This window comes from Alistipes montrealensis (genome assembly GCF_018362775.1).
Lineage (GTDB): Bacteria > Bacteroidota > Bacteroidia > Bacteroidales > Rikenellaceae > Alistipes > Alistipes montrealensis.
In genome coordinates, this window is record NZ_JAGYXY010000004.1 from 339,910 (window position 1) to 356,069 (window position 16,160).

At 59.6% G+C, this 16,160-nt stretch carries 13 protein-coding genes; 7 read left to right on the plus strand and 6 right to left on the minus strand.

The window, feature by feature from the left end:
• Window positions 1-140: 140 nt before the first annotated feature.
• Window positions 141-3,368 (minus strand): glycosyltransferase family 117 protein, encoded by a 3,228-nt coding sequence (locus tag KG007_RS10385; RefSeq protein ID WP_195461248.1) that lies wholly within the window; start codon window positions 3,366-3,368, stop codon window positions 141-143.
• 205 nt (window positions 3,369-3,573) lie between these two features.
• Entirely contained in the window at window positions 3,574-5,247 is a 1,674-nt protein-coding gene (locus KG007_RS10390; RefSeq protein WP_213348671.1) for a DEAD/DEAH box helicase, read from the minus strand.
• Window positions 5,248-5,336: 89 nt separating this feature from the next.
• On the opposite strand from KG007_RS10390, the gene KG007_RS10395 reads away from it, so the two are divergent.
• From KG007_RS10395 to prfB, 5 genes are all read left to right on the plus strand, one after another.
• A complete protein-coding gene (locus KG007_RS10395; RefSeq protein WP_213348673.1) occupies window positions 5,337-6,008 on the plus strand; it encodes a M15 family metallopeptidase in 672 nt (223 codons plus the stop codon).
• Window positions 6,009-6,080: 72 nt separating this feature from the next.
• A complete protein-coding gene (gene cysS, locus KG007_RS10400; RefSeq protein ID WP_213348675.1) occupies window positions 6,081-7,556 on the plus strand; it encodes a cysteine--tRNA ligase in 1,476 nt (491 codons plus the stop codon).
• 280 nt (window positions 7,557-7,836) lie between these two features.
• Window positions 7,837-9,234 carry an MATE family efflux transporter gene (locus KG007_RS10405; RefSeq protein WP_213348677.1) on the plus strand — a complete coding sequence of 466 codons (1,398 nt, stop codon included), beginning with the start codon at window positions 7,837-7,839 and terminating at the stop codon, window positions 9,232-9,234.
• A 7-nt stretch (window positions 9,235-9,241) separates the two neighbouring features.
• Window positions 9,242-9,874: a cytidylate kinase-like family protein gene (locus KG007_RS10410; protein ID WP_195461253.1), complete on the plus strand. Its 633-nt coding sequence runs from the start codon at window positions 9,242-9,244 to the stop codon at window positions 9,872-9,874.
• Window positions 9,875-9,879: 5 nt separating this feature from the next.
• Window positions 9,880-10,992 (plus strand): peptide chain release factor 2, encoded by a 1,113-nt coding sequence (gene prfB, locus KG007_RS10415; RefSeq protein WP_195461254.1) that lies wholly within the window; start codon window positions 9,880-9,882, stop codon window positions 10,990-10,992.
• 1 nt (window position 10,993) lies between these two features.
• On the opposite strand, the gene KG007_RS10420 is transcribed toward prfB, so the two are convergent.
• The gene (locus tag KG007_RS10420; RefSeq protein ID WP_213348679.1) at window positions 10,994-11,875 is read right to left on the minus strand and encodes a hypothetical protein; all 882 of its coding nucleotides are present in this window, start codon (window positions 11,873-11,875) and stop codon (window positions 10,994-10,996) included.
• A 59-nt stretch (window positions 11,876-11,934) separates the two neighbouring features.
• Here KG007_RS10420 and KG007_RS10425 point away from each other — a divergent pair, with 59 nt between their 5' ends.
• Window positions 11,935-13,116, plus strand: coding sequence for an exo-beta-N-acetylmuramidase NamZ family protein (locus KG007_RS10425; RefSeq protein WP_213348681.1), 1,182 nt, complete (start codon window positions 11,935-11,937; stop codon window positions 13,114-13,116).
• Between the two features lie 465 nt (window positions 13,117-13,581).
• On the plus strand, window positions 13,582-13,827 hold the full coding sequence (locus tag KG007_RS10430; RefSeq protein WP_213348683.1) for a helix-turn-helix domain-containing protein: 246 nt from the start codon (window positions 13,582-13,584) through the stop codon (window positions 13,825-13,827).
• A gap of 50 nt (window positions 13,828-13,877) precedes the next feature.
• On the opposite strand, the gene KG007_RS10435 is transcribed toward KG007_RS10430, so the two are convergent.
• The 3 genes from KG007_RS10435 to serS all read right to left on the minus strand — a co-directional run bounded on the left by KG007_RS10435 (window position 13,878) and on the right by serS (window position 16,029).
• On the minus strand, window positions 13,878-14,462 hold the full coding sequence (locus KG007_RS10435) for a sugar O-acetyltransferase (protein ID WP_213348685.1): 585 nt from the start codon (window positions 14,460-14,462) through the stop codon (window positions 13,878-13,880).
• 80 nt (window positions 14,463-14,542) lie between these two features.
• Window positions 14,543-14,710, minus strand: coding sequence for a DUF362 domain-containing protein (locus KG007_RS10440; protein WP_195461259.1), 168 nt, complete (start codon window positions 14,708-14,710; stop codon window positions 14,543-14,545).
• Window positions 14,711-14,757: 47 nt separating this feature from the next.
• Window positions 14,758-16,029 (minus strand): serine--tRNA ligase, encoded by a 1,272-nt coding sequence (gene serS, locus KG007_RS10445; protein WP_195461260.1) that lies wholly within the window; start codon window positions 16,027-16,029, stop codon window positions 14,758-14,760.
• Window positions 16,030-16,160 lie beyond the last annotated feature (131 nt).

Sequence of the window (16,160 nt, forward strand, 5' to 3'; positions counted from 1 at the left end):
TTCCGGGTGGGCCGGATGCGGCGTTTTCCGGGGTTACGGGTTGCTTTCGGATGCAGGCCGAACACCGGGCTGCCTTATTAAAACGACGCACGGAACAAAACTGTTCCGTGCGTCGTTTCGTTACCGGGAATATGTTCCGGTTATTTCGCGGCGGGCAGCAGTGCCGAGTCGGGCTGCTGGCGCTTGTCGCCTACGTCGATGAGGTTCTCTTCCGAGACGCCCAGCGAACGGTAGTAGTCGTTCAGTTCGGCGATGACATCCTTGCGGCTGGCGTAGCTGGCCAGGTAGTAGATGTCGCCCAACTGGTCGAGTTTCTCGTCGATGATACCCGAAACCATGTCGCCCTGCGCTCCTTCGAAACGGAGGTAGTACTCGATGTATTCGATCAGCGTCTGGGCATAGGCGCGCAGCAGGGCATCGCCCTTTTCGGCGGCCTCCTTGTCGCCCAGGGCCGAGGCGGCGTAGTAAGCCTCCAGGAACGGATAGGTGTTGGTGTCGGTGAAACGTATCTGCGAGGTCGGCATCCGCTCCAGCCCCAGGTCGAGCAGCTCGACGGCTTCCGCCACACGGTTCTGCCGCAGCAGTTCCTTCGCCACGCGGGCAAATGCGTCGCGGGCGTGCGAGGCCGAGAGGTTGTACTGGATGAAATAGTCGACGTATACCCGCGGGTCTTCGAGGTTGCCGTAACGGAACGTGTCTTTGAGCAGCGGTGCGGCATAATCGGCGTCGATGCGTCCGATTTCATAGGGATTCGTCGTCGGGGTGAGGATCGGCACGAGGCGGTAGGCGTAGCCGTCGAACTGGAGGTAGTCCATCAGCCCGAAGTCCTGCAGGATGTAGACCTGCGTCATGTAGATCGGGCGTTTCCAGTCGAAGTTGGCCAGCATGTCGAGGATCATCAACTGGTTTTTGTCCAGCGAATTCTTCTTGATGTTGATGAATACCGTGTCGACCATCTTGTCGCGGTCCTTTTCGGCCACGATGCCCGAAGCGATGGCGTTTTCCTTGTTGACGGGTATCGCGATGCGCTTGGCCGGGATGTAGTCGGCCATCGAGCCGTCGGCGAGTTTCACCTTGCTGCGCGGGTCGTCGCTGCGCACGAAGTCGATCACCTCCTTGATCTCCACGGGACGGTCGATGCTGTTGGTCACGTAGATCATGTCGTTGTTATAGGTGTACTTGTGCTTGGGCAGCGAGAAGGGCACGCCCTCGGCCTCGTTGGCCTTGGTCTTCATCTCGTCGATGTACCATTCGCCGCCGAGGTAGGAGGTGTTCATGATCCTTACGTCGGGACGCACGCCGTAGACCTCCTGGTTGTTCCACAACGGGAAGGTGTCGTTGTCGCCGTAGTTGAGGATGATCGAGTTGGGGAGTGTCGACATCAGGTAGTTCCAGCCGATGTCGCGCGCCATGGTGCGGTGCGACCGGTCGTGGTCGTCCCAGTTCTGGGCCGCCAGGATAGCCGGGACGGCCATCGAGACGACGGTGGCTGCGGCCGCCGTGGCGACGTTGTTGCGCTTGGTGATCCACGCCGCGAAGTCACGCAGGGCCAGGACGCCGAATCCGATCCAGATCGAGAAGGCGTAGAACGAACCTGCATAGACGTAGTCGCGTTCGCGCGGCTCGCCGGGCGAGGTGTTGAAGTAGAAGACCAGCGCGATGCCCATCATGACGAAGAGCCACAGGACGATCGAGAAGTTCCGCTGGTCGCGGTTGAGCTGGTAGATCAGTCCGATGAGGCCCAGGATGAAGGGGAGGAAATAGTAGGTGTTGCGCCCCTTGTTCTCGGCGATTTCGCGCGGCAGGTTGTCCTGCGGACCGACGTATTTCTCGTCGAGCCATTTGATGCCCGAGAGCCAGTTGCCGTCGGTGATCGTCGTGCGCGAAGGCTGTATGTCGCTCTGGCGTCCTACGAAATTCCACATGAAGTAGCGCCAGTACATGTACGAGAGCTGGTAGTTGAAGAAGAAGTAGATGTTTTCCGCGAACGTCGGCTGGACGACCGTACGGGTTTCGCCGTAGGAGTCGGTGTAGGCCCGTTTGCGGCCGAAGTCGAGCACCTCGCCGCGCAGCGGGCGGCCCTGGGAGTCACGGCGGATTTCGCCCTTCTCGTCGCGCAGCGTCTCGGTCTTGGTGCGGAAAGCGCCCCATTGCTTATACTCCTTCTCGCCTTTCGAGTAGTTCCACATGCGGGGGAACAGTTGCAGGAATTCCGGGGAGTGGGTGTAGCCCGTGAGCACCGTGGCGGTTTTGTACTTGCCGTCCTCGTCGAGATACCACACCGTCTTCTCCTTCACGCCTTCGGGGGGAGCCGAATACTGGGCGCCGTACAGCAGCGGGCGGTCGCCGTACTGGTCGCGGTTCAGGAGCGACAGCAGGGCGTGCGGGTTGTTGGGGTTGTTGGAGTTCATCGGCGGGTTGGCTGCGGCGCGGATCGTCACCGATGCGTAGGACGAGTAGCCGATGAGGATCATCGTCGTCGAGAGCAGGATGATGTTGAGCAGGACGTGGCCGCGTTTGTGTGCGACCCACGTAGCCCAGCCCATGCCGACGATCAGCGCCAGTGCGAAGAGCGTGATGCCCGAGTTGACGGGCAGCCCGAACGTGTTGACGAACAGCGTGTCGATCTGGGCCCCGATCCAGACGGTATAGGGGATGATGAAGTTGTTGACGAAGACGATCAGCGCCCCGGAGATCAGCGTGGAGAGGCCGATGCCTTTCCACGTCACTTTGTCGGTCTTGCGGAAGTAGTAGATGAAGACCAGTGCCGGGATACACAGCAGGTTGAGGATATGTACGCCGATCGAGAGGCCCATCAGGTAGGCGATCAGCACGATCCAGCGCGACGAGTGCGGCTCGTCGGCCTGCTCCTCCCATTTGAGCATCAGCCATACCACGAGGGCCGTGAACATCGACGAGAGGGCATAAACTTCGCCCTCGATGGCCGAGAACCAGAACGTGTCGGTGAAGGTGTAGGCCAGGGCCCCGACGGCTCCGGCGCCCAGGACGGCGAAGACGTTGGCTTTCGAGAGTTCCTCGCCGTTGCGCGTCAGGAGGCGGCGCGCCAGGTGGGTGATGGTCCAGAACAGGAACAGGATGCAGAAGGCGCTGGCCAGCGAGTTCATGGCGTTGACGGCGATGCCCACGTAGTCGGGGTTGCCGAAGGCGAAGAGCGTAGCCAGGCGTGCCAGCATCATGAACAGCGGTGCTCCGGGAGGGTGTCCCACTTCGAGTTTGTAGGAGGTGGCGATGAACTCCGAGCAGTCCCAGAGGCTCGAGACCGGTTCCATCGTCATCAGGTAGACGATCGCCGCGATGGCGAAAACCGCCCAGCCCGTGATGTTGTTCCAGCGTTTGTAAAAGTACATAGCGTAATGTTTATCCTAAATTTTGTACCGATCCGGCGTTCCGCAGGGCGTATTCGCCGCTTTCGGCGTCGTTTGCAAACCTGACCTCACCCCGAATCCCTCCCTCTGGAGGGGCTTGTCGCGCGCGGCCGGAAATCCCTTAATTGATCGTCAAAAGTAGTGATTTAACGTATTATTTCCAACCTTATTTTGCGAAAAGCCGTTTTTACCACATTTTCCACCAACTCTTGCGCGGAGCCGGTTCGGCCGTGGCCGGCTTTGCCGCCGGGGCAGCAGCCGGTTTTCCCGCTCCTTCCGGACGGCGTTTGCGGCGGCGCGACGAAGCGGCCTTCGGAGCTTCCGGGGTGTTCCCGGATTTGTTTCCGGCGGGTTTTGCGGTGCTGCCGGAACCCTGTTTCCGGTTTTGGTTCCGGGACGTGTCGGCCGGGGTGTTTTGCTTCGCAGCCGGTCCGGAGGCCTGCTTCCGCTCCTGCTTGCGGGCCGTGTCGGCGGCTTTGTCCGTCGGCTGGATCGGGGTTCCCGGGGCGGGACGCGTACCCCGTCTGCGACGCGAGCGGGAGGCCGGTTCGGCGGTGTCTGCTGCGGGAACGTGTTTCGGCTCCGGGTTGCGGGGTTGTTGTTCTGCGCTGCGGGCAGGTCGCGGTCCTGTGCTGCGGGCGTTCCGTTGTGCGGGTTGCTGTCCTGTGCCGCGGGCCGGTTTCGGTGTGCTCTTCGGAGTGGATTTTTGTGTCGGTCCGGCCTTCGGAATGGCGAATTCCGGAACGGGGCCCGCCGTGGGGATCGTCAGCCCGGTGAGTTTCTGGATGTCCTTCAGGTAGTCGTACTCGTCCTCCGAGCAGAACGACCACGCTGCGCCCTCATATCCCGCGCGGCCCGTACGGCCGATGCGGTGGACGTAGGTTTCGGGAACCTCCGGCAGTTCATAGTTGATCACCAGCGGCAACTGGCTGATGTCGATGCCGCGTGCGGCGATGTCGGTGGCTATCAATACCCGGCATTCGCCCGACTTGAAGTCGTTCATGGCTTTTACGCGGGCATTCTGCGACTTGTTGCCGTGGATGGCGCTGGATTTGATTCCGGCTTTGGTGAGGATGCGGGCCAGCTTGTCGGCGCCGTGTTTGGTGCGCGTGAAGACCAGCACCTGGTCGGCGTCCGATTCCCCGAGCAGGTCGATCAGCAGTTGGCTCTTCTCGGCTTTCTCGGCAAAATAGACCGTCTGTGAGATGGTCTCGACCACCGAGGCCGGGGGTGTGACGGTGACGAGCACCGGGTCGTGAAGGATTTTTGCGGCCAGCGCGGCGATCGACTCGGGCATCGTGGCCGAGAAAAAGAGCGTCTGGCGGCGTTCGGGCAGCAGCGGCAGGATGCGCCGGATGTCGTGGATGAAGCCCATGTCGAGCATGCGGTCGGCCTCGTCGAGGACGAAGAAGCGGATCGTATCGAGTTTCACATAGCCCTGTCCGATCAGGTCGAGCAGGCGCCCCGGGGTGGCGACCAGCAGGTCTACGCCCTTCCGGAGGGCATCGACCTGCGGACGCTGGTTGACGCCGCCGAAGATCACGCAGTGGCGGATCGGGGTGTAGCGGGCGTAGTCGCGGCAGCATTCGTCGATCTGGATAGCCAGTTCGCGCGTGGGAGTGAGCACCAGGGCGCGGATTTCGCGGCGGCCTTTGGCCGGGGGCTGTGCGTTGAGCAGTTGGAGGATAGGCAGCGTGAAGGCTGCGGTCTTGCCCGTTCCGGTTTGGGCGCAGCCTTGCAGGTCGCGGCCTTCGAGTACGGGAGGAATGGCTTGTTGCTGGATGGGGGTCGGATCCGTGTACCCCTTTTCTTCGATGGCGCGTAACAGCGGCTCGGAGAGTCGTAAGTCTTGAAATTTCATATAATCGGCGTAAAGATACGATAATTTCCCGGTTGACGCGCAGGAAGTATGCAGATTTCTTATCTTTGCAGCCATATAGAGCAAAAATTATGACACGAAAACTCCTGCTGGCGGCATGCGCCCTGTTGCTTTGCGCCGTCGTGCGGGCGCAGGGCGGCCTCGACCGGAAAATGCAGGCCGCGGGGCTGGTGGATGTCCTCGGGGCCGATTCGACGCTGCGCGTGCGGCTGATGTATTCGACCGCCGACAACTTCATGGGGCGCGACGTTTACGGTGACCTCGAAACGGCCTACCTCCTGCCGCATTTCGCCGCGAAGGTGGTTCGGGCGCAGCGGTTGCTGCGGCAGCGCAAACCCGGCTGGCGGCTGCTGGTGTGCGATGCGGCGCGATCGATCAGCGTCCAACGGCTGATGTACAGCCTGGTCGAGGGAACTCCGAACCAGGTTTACGTGGCCAACGGCGCCCGCGGAGGACGGCACAATTACGGCGTGGCGGTCGACGTGACGCTGCTCGACGCCTCGGGGCGCGAGGCAGACATGGGGACGCCGGTCGATTTCTTCGGCGAGGAGGCCCACACCGGGAACGAAGCCGCGCTGGTCGCCGCAGGGAAGATCACGGCCGCGGCGGCCCGCAACCGCGAACTTCTCCGGTCGGTGATGCGCGAAGCCGGGCTGGTTCCCTACCGCCGCGAATGGTGGCACTACGAGGAACCGATGCCGATGCCCGAGGTGCGCGAACGCTTTCGCCTGCTCGATTTTTAGGGGCCAAACGGCTGTTGTTTGCCGAAAAAGTCGTAACTTTACCCATTCAAAACGATTATAACCGATAACGATATGAATTCCAAACTCGTACTTTACAATACGCTTACCCGCCGCAAGGAGACCTTCGAGCCCCTCGTTCCGGGGCGCGTCGGCATGTATGTCTGCGGTCCCACGGTTTACGGCGATCCGCATTTGGGTCATGCCCGTCCGGCCGTGACGTTCGACCTGCTGTTCCGTTACCTCAAGGCCTCGGGCTACAAGGTGCGTTACGTGCGCAACGTGACCGATGTGGGCCACCTGGAACACGACGCCGACGAGGGCGAGGACAAGATCGCCAAGAAGGCCCGGCTCGAACAGCTCGAACCGATGGAGGTGGCGCACTACTACACGGAGCGCTACCACCGTGCGATGGAGGCCCTGAACGTCGAGACCCCCTCGATCGAACCCTATGCCTCGGGACACATCATCGAGCAGATCGAGTTCGTGAAGAAGATCCTGGCCGACGGCTACGCCTACGAGGCCAACGGCTCGGTCTATTTCGACGTGGAGAAGTACAACGCCAAATACAACTACGGCAAGTTGTCGGGCCGCAACCTCGACGACATCATCGCCAACACGCGCGAACTGGACGGACAGAGCGACAAGCGCCATTCGTACGACTTCGCATTGTGGAAAAAGGCTTCGCCCGAACACATCATGCGGTGGCCGTCGCCCTGGGGCGAGGGATTTCCGGGGTGGCACATGGAATGCTCGGCGATGTCGACCCGTTACCTCGGGGAGCGTTTCGACATCCACGGCGGCGGCATGGACCTGATGTTCCCGCACCACGAGTGCGAGATCGCGCAATCGACTGCCGCACTGGGGCATGATTCGGCCCGCTACTGGGTGCACAACAACATGATCACGATCAACGGCCAGAAGATGGGCAAGTCGCTGGGCAATTTCATCACCCTCGAAGAGTTGTTCACCGGGTCGCACAAGCTGTTGGCGCAGGCCTATTCGCCGATGACCATCCGCTTCTTCGTGCTGCAGGCCCAGTACCGCTCGACGCTCGACTTCTCGAACGAGGCCTTGCAGGCCGCCGAGAAGGGGCTGGACCGCCTGATGAAGGGCATCGAGACACTCGGGAAGATCAAACCCGCGGCCGCTTCGACGGTCGACCCTGCCGAACTGGAGACCCGCTGCGCCGAGGCGATGGCCGACGACCTGAACTCGCCGATGGTCATTTCGGCGCTGTTCGACTGGGTGCGCATCATCAACCAGCTCGCCGACGGCACGCAGACCATCACGGCCGCCGACCTCGAAACGCTGACGGCCACCGTCCGCCGCTACGCCTTCGACATCCTGGGCCTGCGCGACGAGAAAGCCGCCGGGGCGGCTTCGGGCCGGGATTACGTGACGCCGCTGGTCGAGATGCTCCTGGACGAGCGCCTGAAAGCCCGTGCCGCGAAGGACTGGGCCGCTTCGGACCGCATCCGCGACGGCCTGACTGCCGCCGGCATCCGCGTCAAGGACCGCAAGGACGGCACGGACTGGGAGTTGGAATAGCTTTCCGGTTAAGAATTGGGGCGGGTTCTTCATCCTGTACCTAATATTGTTTGCGACGTACGATTCCGGCCCTATGCCGGAGCCGAGAAGCGACGATTCGGCTAAAAGCGCGAGCGGAGGGGACGGTTTGCTTGCAAACCCGCGAATAGCCGCCCGGAGCCAGCGTTAGACGCTTCGTCGCAGGCGTAGGCATCCGTCGGAGAGTTTTTGGTACTTTTTGCGGAAAAAAGTACAGAGAAGTCTGCGTCGCGGAGACGCAGTAATGACGTAACAATTTTATATGGCAACAGAAATAAAATCGGCGGCACTGGAGCTCGGGACCGAGCGCATCCGGAAGCTGCTCATACAATATGCCGTGCCGGCGATCATCGCCATGACGGCGTCGTCGCTCTACAACATGGTCGACAGCATCTTCATCGGCCACGGCGTGGGGCCGCTGGCCATTTCGGGCCTGGCGCTGACCTTCCCGCTGATGAACCTTGCTGCGGCGTTCGGTTCGCTGGTGGGCGTGGGCGCCGCGACGCTGATCTCGATGCGCCTGGGCCAGCGTGACTATGAAACGGCCCAGCGGGTGTTGGGCAACGTTTTGATTCTCAATTTGATTATCGGCGTGGCGTTCGGCGCCGTGACGCTCGTCTTCCTCGATCCGATTCTCTATTTCTTCGGGGCCAGCGAGGCCACGATCGGCTACGCCCGCGAATACATGACCGTCATCCTGCTGGGTAATGTCGTCACCCACATGTACCTGGGTCTGAACTCGGTGCTGAGGGCTTCGGGGCATCCCCGCAAGTCGATGTACGCCACGATCATCACGGTGGCCATCAACGCCGTCCTCGACCCGCTGTTCATCTTCGGGTTCGGCTGGGGCATCCGCGGTGCGGCTATCGCCACGGTGCTGGCGCAGATCATCGCGCTCGTATGGCAGTTCCAGATACTTTCGAACAAGGAGGAACTGCTCCACTTCCGCCGCGGCATTTACCGCCTGCGCAGGAAGATCGTGCGCGACATGCTCGCCATCGGCATGTCGCCGTTTCTGATGAACCTTGCGGCCTGCTTCATCGTGATCCTGATCAACAAGGGGCTGAAGGAGTACGGCGGCGACCTGATGATCGGTGCTTACGGCATCGTCAACCGCCTGGCGTTCTTCTTCGTGATGATCGTGCTGGGCGTCAACCAGGGCATGCAGCCCATTGCGGGTTATAACTTCGGTGCGAAGCAGTACGACCGTGTGATGCGGGTGCTGAAGCTGACGATGATCGGCGCCACGTGTGTCACCACGGCCGGATTCATCCTCGGCGAATTCATGCCGCGGATGGCAGTCGGGCTTTTTACGACCGACGAGGAGCTGATCCGCCTTGCCGTCGAGGGTATGCGCATCGTCTTCTTCTGCTTCCCGATCATCGGGTTTCAGATGGTGGCCACGAACTTCTTCATGAGCATCGGCATGGCCGGCAAGGCGATCTTCCTGTCGCTGTCGCGCCAACTGTTGTTCCTGATGCCCGGGCTGATCTTCCTGCCGCACATTTTCGATGTCCACACCCAGTGGAACGGAAGTTGGGGCGTGTGGTGCTCGATGCCGCTGTCGGACTTCCTGGCTTCGCTGGTGGCCTTCTTCATGCTGACTTACCAACTGCGGAAATTCCGGGCCTACGGGGCGGAAAACGCCGCTAAAGATTGATAAGATTATGGAAAAATTCGTCATCAACATCGGCCGCCAACTGGGCAGCGGCGGCAAGACCGTCGGGGAGATCATCGCCCGCAGGCTGGGCGTCCGTCTTTACGACAAGGAGCTGATCAACCTGGCCGCCGAGCAGAGCGGACTTTGTCCCGAGGTTTTCGAGAAGGCCGACGAGAAGGAGTCGCGCGGCGTGATTTCGACTATGATCGGTTACCTGCGCGCCCCGTTCGTGGGCGACGACGGAGGTACGGCCAACGTGCTGTCGAACGATGCGCTGTTCAAAATCCAGAGCGACGTGATCCGCGAGGTCGCGGCGCGCGAATCGGCTGTCTTCGTGGGTCGCTGCGCCGACTATATCCTGCGCGAAAATCCGCGCTGCGTCAACGTCTTTATCACGGCCGACGATGCCGACCGCATCGAGCGCATCCGCCGCCGGCAGGGGGTGAGTGCGGAAGAGGCCCGTGCGGTGATGGAGCGCATCGACGCCAAACGCGCGTCCTATTACGACTATTACAGTTCGCGGACGTGGGGCGTGGCTTCGACCTACCACCTCTGCGTCAGCACTTCGGTGTTGGGAGACGAGGGTACGGCGGACTTCATCCTGGAATTTGCCGCCCGGAAATTGCAAACGAAATTTTAAGAGATATGGTACTTGCGGAACAGATCAAGGAGATCGAACAGCGCCGGGAGGCACTGGAACGCTGTCTCGACATCGACCAGAAGCGCATCGACCTGCGCAACGAAGAGGAAAAGACCCAGGAACCGAATTTCTGGGACAACCCCGACAAGGCGCGCGAGCAGTTGCGCAAGGTGGCGGGGATCAAGGCGTGGGTCGACGATTACGACGCCATTCGCAAGGACGCCGAGGACCTTCAGTTGATGCCCGACTTCGTGAAGGAGGGTGTGGTGACCGAAGATGAGATGGACGCCCACTACGCTGCGACGCTCGACCGCATCGAGAAACTCGAAATGCGCAACATGCTGCGCCGCGAGGAGGATAAACTCGGGGCCATCCTCGACATCAACGCCGGAGCCGGCGGCACGGAAGCGCTCGACTGGGCTTCGATGCTGATGCGCATGTACACCCGCTGGGGCGAGGCGCACGGCTACAAGGTCAAGGTGCTCGACTACCAGGCCGGGGACGAAGTGGGCGTGAAGTCGTGTACGCTCGAATTCGAGGGCGACTATGCTTACGGTTACCTCAAGAGCGAGAACGGCGTGCACCGCATGGTTCGTCTCTCGCCGTTCAATGCCAACAACAAGCGCCAGACTACGTTTGCATCGGTTTTTGTGTCGCCCGCCGTGGACGACTCGATCGAGATTACGGTCAACGCCGCGGACATCGAGTGGGACACGTTCCGGGCGTCGGGGGCCGGCGGCCAGAACGTCAACAAGGTCGAAACGGCTGTGCGCCTGCGTTATCACGCGAAGGACCCCGACACGGGCGAAGCGGTCGAATACCTGATCGAGAACATGGAGACCCGTTCGCAGTTGATGAACCGCGAGAACGCCATGCGCATCCTCCGGTCGAAACTCTACCAGCGCGAACTGGACAAGCGTATGGCGACGCAGCAGGCGCTCGAAGCCTCGAAGAAAAAGATCGAGTGGGGTTCGCAGATCCGCTCCTACGTCTTCGACGACCGCCGCGTGAAGGATCACCGCACGGGGGTTCAGACCTCGGCCGTGGAGTCGGTGATGGACGGCGACCTGGACGCCTTTATCAAAGGTTACCTGATGGAGTTCGGCGCGCAGGCGTAGGCTATTCCTCCCAATGATAAAGTCCTTTTACTTCTTTCCATCCTGAATGTGTTTTATGTAAAAGGACACCGTTGCCGTTGTATTCTCCCAGTACCTCGACAACGGCTTTGTCGAGTGATTTGTTCAGGACGATGTACCCTATTTGAGGGATTCCGAGATTCCATCCTTCCCAATGTCCGTTGATGATGTACCAATAGTTTTGCAGGAAACGCATCCGCTTCCGGCCCGATTCTGCGGATGTCTGGTCTTCGTCGGGCCAGTATCCGTTTTTGCCCAGAAACAGTTCGAGAGCATCCTTGTATTCATCGGTGAGGTAGAGCCGTTTTAGCCCCGCCTGTCGGATTTGCGGTCGGAAATCGGTCAAAATCTTATAATAGGCTCCCGCTTCGCGGAGAAGGTAAAATCCGTCGGTCGGAAATTTGGGAGGAGGGGAGCTTTCGTAATAATAATCAAACATACTGTCCTCTGCGACACAGAACATCAATTGCGATTGGATAACGACGTAGCGATAAGCCGAGTCGCTTCGGTAACCCCTCGGGCGAAGTGTAGGGTCGGGGTTGAAGAGGGTCGTAAAGAGATTGTAAACGTTTCGCAGCGTGTCGTTTTGTTTGCCTAGAGTCGATGCGTTGGACGTGTATTTCCGATGCCATGTGTCCAAGAACTTTTCCATCCTCGGTCCCGATTTGCAGGAATAAATGGAGTCTAGTTCTTGAGTTAGCTCGTTTGCCCGGGATGGAGCGTAGAGAAAATCCGTATTGTCCGCCTCCAATGGCAACACATCTTTCGTTGTCCAAAGGAAATAGCCCCCGATGAAACAGACAATCAGAAAAGACAGGACCAGAAAAAGGTTCAGCCCGGAGTGATCTGTTTTACGAAGGTTCATGATATAGACGCTTTTTTACAAAGATAGCATTTTCCGGCTCAAAATGTTATCTTTGCTCTATGAAACGATTTGTTTTTATCCTTTTGTTTTCGCTTTTTGCGGCGTTCGCGGCGCCGGCGCAGGTGAAAGTCGGCATGACCGACACTGCGGCTTATTACCCGCTGCTCAGGGGACAGCGCGTGGCCGTGCTGGCCAACCAGACCTCCGTAGCGGAGCTGCCCGGCGCGCCGGGAGCCGATGCCGCCGGGCGGGTGCACCTCGTGGACCTGCTGCACGGAAGCGGCTTCGACGTGGCGGCGATTTTCTCGCCCGAGCACGGATTCCGCGGTACGGCCGATGCCGGGGAGCATGTCAAAAGCTCGGTCGACGCCCGGACGGGCATCCCGATCCGCTCGCTCTACGACGGCAACACGAAACGGCCTTCGGACGAGGCGATGCGCTCGTTCGACGTGCTGGTCGTCGACATGCAGGACGTGGGACTGCGCTTCTATACCTATTATATTTCGATGCTCAGGATGATGGACGCCTGCGCCGATTTCCGAAAGCAGGTCGTGGTGCTCGACCGTCCCAATCCCAACGGGCATATTGTCGACGGGCCGGTACTCGATATGAGCTACAAATCGGGTGTCGGGGCGATTCCGGTTCCGGTGCTGCACGGCCTGACGATGGGCGAGATCGCCCGCATGGCCGTTGGCGAAGGGTGGGCCCGGAAGTGCGGTCTCACCGTGGTGAAATGCCGCAACTATACCCACGCGACCGAATATGTCCTGCCTGTCGCTCCGTCGCCCAACCTGCCGACGCAGCGGTCGGTCTACCTCTATGCCGCGCTGTGTCCTTTCGAGGGCACGGTCGTGAGTCTCGGGCGCGGGACCTCTGCGCCGTTCGAGGTCTACGGCCATCCGGCCATGACCGGGCGGACCTTCTCCTTTACGCCCCGTCCGACGGCGGGTTCGAAACATCCGCCGCTCGAAGGGCAGTTGTGCCGCGGTGTCGACCTGAGCGGGATGCCGCTGAACGAGGCCCGCGAAGTGGGATTTTCGTTGAAATATGTGATCGACGCCTATGCCGACCTGAGGCTGGGCGACAAGTTCTTTACCCCGATGTTCGAGAAACTCGTGGGCGTGGGCTGGGTGCGCGGAATGATTCTTTCAGGAGCTTCGGACGCCGAGATCCGCGCCCGCTGGGCCGACGACGTTGCGCGCTACCGGGAACGCCGGGCGAAATACCTGCTGTACGAATAAACTGAAAAACCGCTCCGGAACATTTCGGGGCGGTTTTTCGTAAGGGGCGGGACGCCGCGGTACAGATTCTATGAAGAATTAGTGACGCAACTCCGCTTTACTGCGCCCCGCCGAAAACTTCGCTGCCGCCCGGAAATAAAAAGAGGGCGCAGGTACTCTTTCCTCCGAAGGCCCTAGCATGCCCTTCTGCGAAATTTCCCTACGCCCAAGTCCGCCGCCTGCCTTGCGGCAGGGGCATAACTCGGGTTTCAGACAAATTTATGCGCAGGTTTCAACTTGCTAGGTTTTCGGAGGCATAAAGGTTTGTCTTAACCTTTTCTATGTATGTCCCGGCTTACGCCGTACTGTTCTGCAAAGTTAGCATTTTATTTGATATGGTTTTCATCTGCAAATATAGAATAATATTTCGAATGCTATACCGATCGGTATGCAAAAAGAATCTAAAAGTGCCCTTATTTTGTATAAATGAGCGTTCCGAGAACAGATGCCCGATTCCTCGCCGACATTGCGCAAAGACTGAAATCGTTGCGCAACGAGCGTCGTTTGTCCCAGATCCGGGTAACGATGGATACCGGAGTGAATGTCAGTCGTGCTGAATCGGGAAAGCGTTCGTTGTCCGTCTATTCCGTCGCCGTGCTTTGCAAATATTACGGAATTGCGCTGGATGAATTTTTCCGGGAAATCGGATTGGAGGAAACGCCGTGGGAATAACCGGAATGAAACGGACACAATAAAAACGCCCCTGAAAAGGGGCGTTTGCTTTATTCTGCGATTTCCGTTACCCGGTCTGCCTCGGTAATCTCCCGCAGGACGCGGCAGGGCGAGCCGACGGCGATCACCCCGGCCGGGATGTCGCGCGTGACGACGCTCCCGGCCCCGATGACTGCGTTGTCGCCGATCGTTACGCCCTGCATGATTACCGTGTGTCCCCCGATCCAGACGTTGTTGCCGATCGTGACAGGCAGTGAGCGCATGATGCCGGCGTTGCGTTGGTCGGGCAGCAGGGCGTGGTTGACGGTGTAGATGCCGACGTTGGGCCCGATGAAGACGTAATCGCCGATCGTAACCGGGGCTTCGTCGAGGATCGTCAGGTTGTAGTTGCCGGTAAAGTGGTCGCCGACCGAAATCTGTTCGCCGAAATCGCAGTGAAAGGGGCTGTGGAGGCACACCGATTCGCCGACATGTCCGAACAGTTGCCGGATAATCGTCTCCCGTTCTTCCCGCTGGCTCGGCGGCAGTTGGTTGAGCCGGAAAACCAGTTCTTCGGTGCGCCGCAGTGCATCGCCTATCTGCGGGCAGATGGCGTGGAGCCAGAGCCCGGCTTTCATTTTTTCGAGATCGTCCATCTTGTTGTCAGGTTTCTTGCTGTGAATGAAAAAAGCACACCCCGTTGCCAAGGTGTGCTTTTCTTTCGGATATTCCGTGATTACTCCGAAACGATAGCCTCGCTCGGGCAAACGCCTGCGCAGGTTCCGCAATCGATGCATTTGTCGGCGTCGATCACATAGATATCGCCGGCCGAAATAGCCTCCGTGGGGCACTCGCCGATGCAGCTGCCGCATGCAACGCAGGAGTCGGTAATTTTGTAAGCCATTGTTTTGAAAATTTATTGTTAAAATGTGTGTGTGCAAATATAAAAACTTATTTGATAATATCAAAACCCGTATAGGGAATCAGCGCCTCGGGGATGCGGATGCCGTCGGGGGTCTGGTAGTTCTCCAGCAGCGCCGCCACGATGCGCGGGAGGGCCAGCGAAGAGCCGTTCAAAGTATGTGCCAGTTGGATTTTCTTCTCCTCGTCGCGGTAGCGGAGCTTGAGGCGGTTGGCCTGGAACGACTCGAAATTCGATACCGACGAAACTTCGAGCCAGCGTTTCTGGGCCTCGGAGTAGACTTCGAAATCGTACGTCAGCGCCGAGGTGAACGACATGTCGCCGCCGCACAGGCGCAGGATGCGATAGGGGAGTCCGAGTGCCTTGACGATACTTTCGACGTGGGCTACCATGCCGTCCAGTGCCTCGTAGGAGGCGTCGGGCAGCGACAACTGTACGATCTCCACCTTGTCGAACTGGTGCAGGCGGTTCAGGCCGCGTACGTCCTTGCCGTAGGAACCGGCTTCGCGGCGGAAGCAGGGGGTGTAGGCGGTCATCTTGACCGGGAAATCCTCTTTTTCGAGGATCACGTCGCGGTAGATGTTCGTCACGGGAACTTCGGCCGTGGGAATCAGGTAAAAATTGTCGACCGTGGCGTGGTACATCTGCCCCTCCTTGTCGGGAAGCTGTCCCGTGCCGAAGCCCGAGGCTTCGTTGACCATGATCGGCGGCTCGACTTCGAGGTAACCGGCCTTGGTGTTGCAGTCGAGGAAAAAGTTGATCAGCGCGCGCTGGAGCCGTGCACCCTTGCCTTTGTAGACGGGGAATCCGGCGCCGGTGAGCTTCACGCCCAGGTCGAAGTCGATGATGTCGTATTTGCGGGCCAGCTCCCAGTGGGGCAGCGGGTTCTCGGGCAGCGCGGTGTAGTTCTCTTCGAGTTTTACCACGAGGTTGTCCTCGGCGGTCCTGCCTTCGGGGACGATCTCGGCGGGAAAGTTGGGCAGTGAGACGATGGCGGCCTGCAACTCCTGCTGGGCGTCGGTAAACTCGGCCTGCAGGCGCGAGGATTTGTCCTTCAGGTCCGAAACGAAGCGTTTGCGCTCCTCGGCTTCGTCACGGCGGCCCTGGCCCATCAGTGCGCCGATCTCCTTGGCAGCCTTGTTCTGGGCGGCAAGCGTGTTGTCCAACTCCAACTGGAGAGCCTTGCGGCGGTCGTCGAGGTCGATGATCTTTTCGATGACCGGCGCGGCGTCCACGCCCTTCTTGGCCAACTTGCGGATAGCGGCCTCTTTGTCATCGCGGATTTGCTTTATCGTAAGCATAGTATCGTGAGTTTTTTGTGTTTTCGCGTTACAACCTGCAAAATTAGTAAATTCGCGCCAAACTGTCACGCTGAGGCGCTGTTTTTTGCGAATTTACTGAAAAACCGGGTCCCTGCTCTTCGCGGGGACCC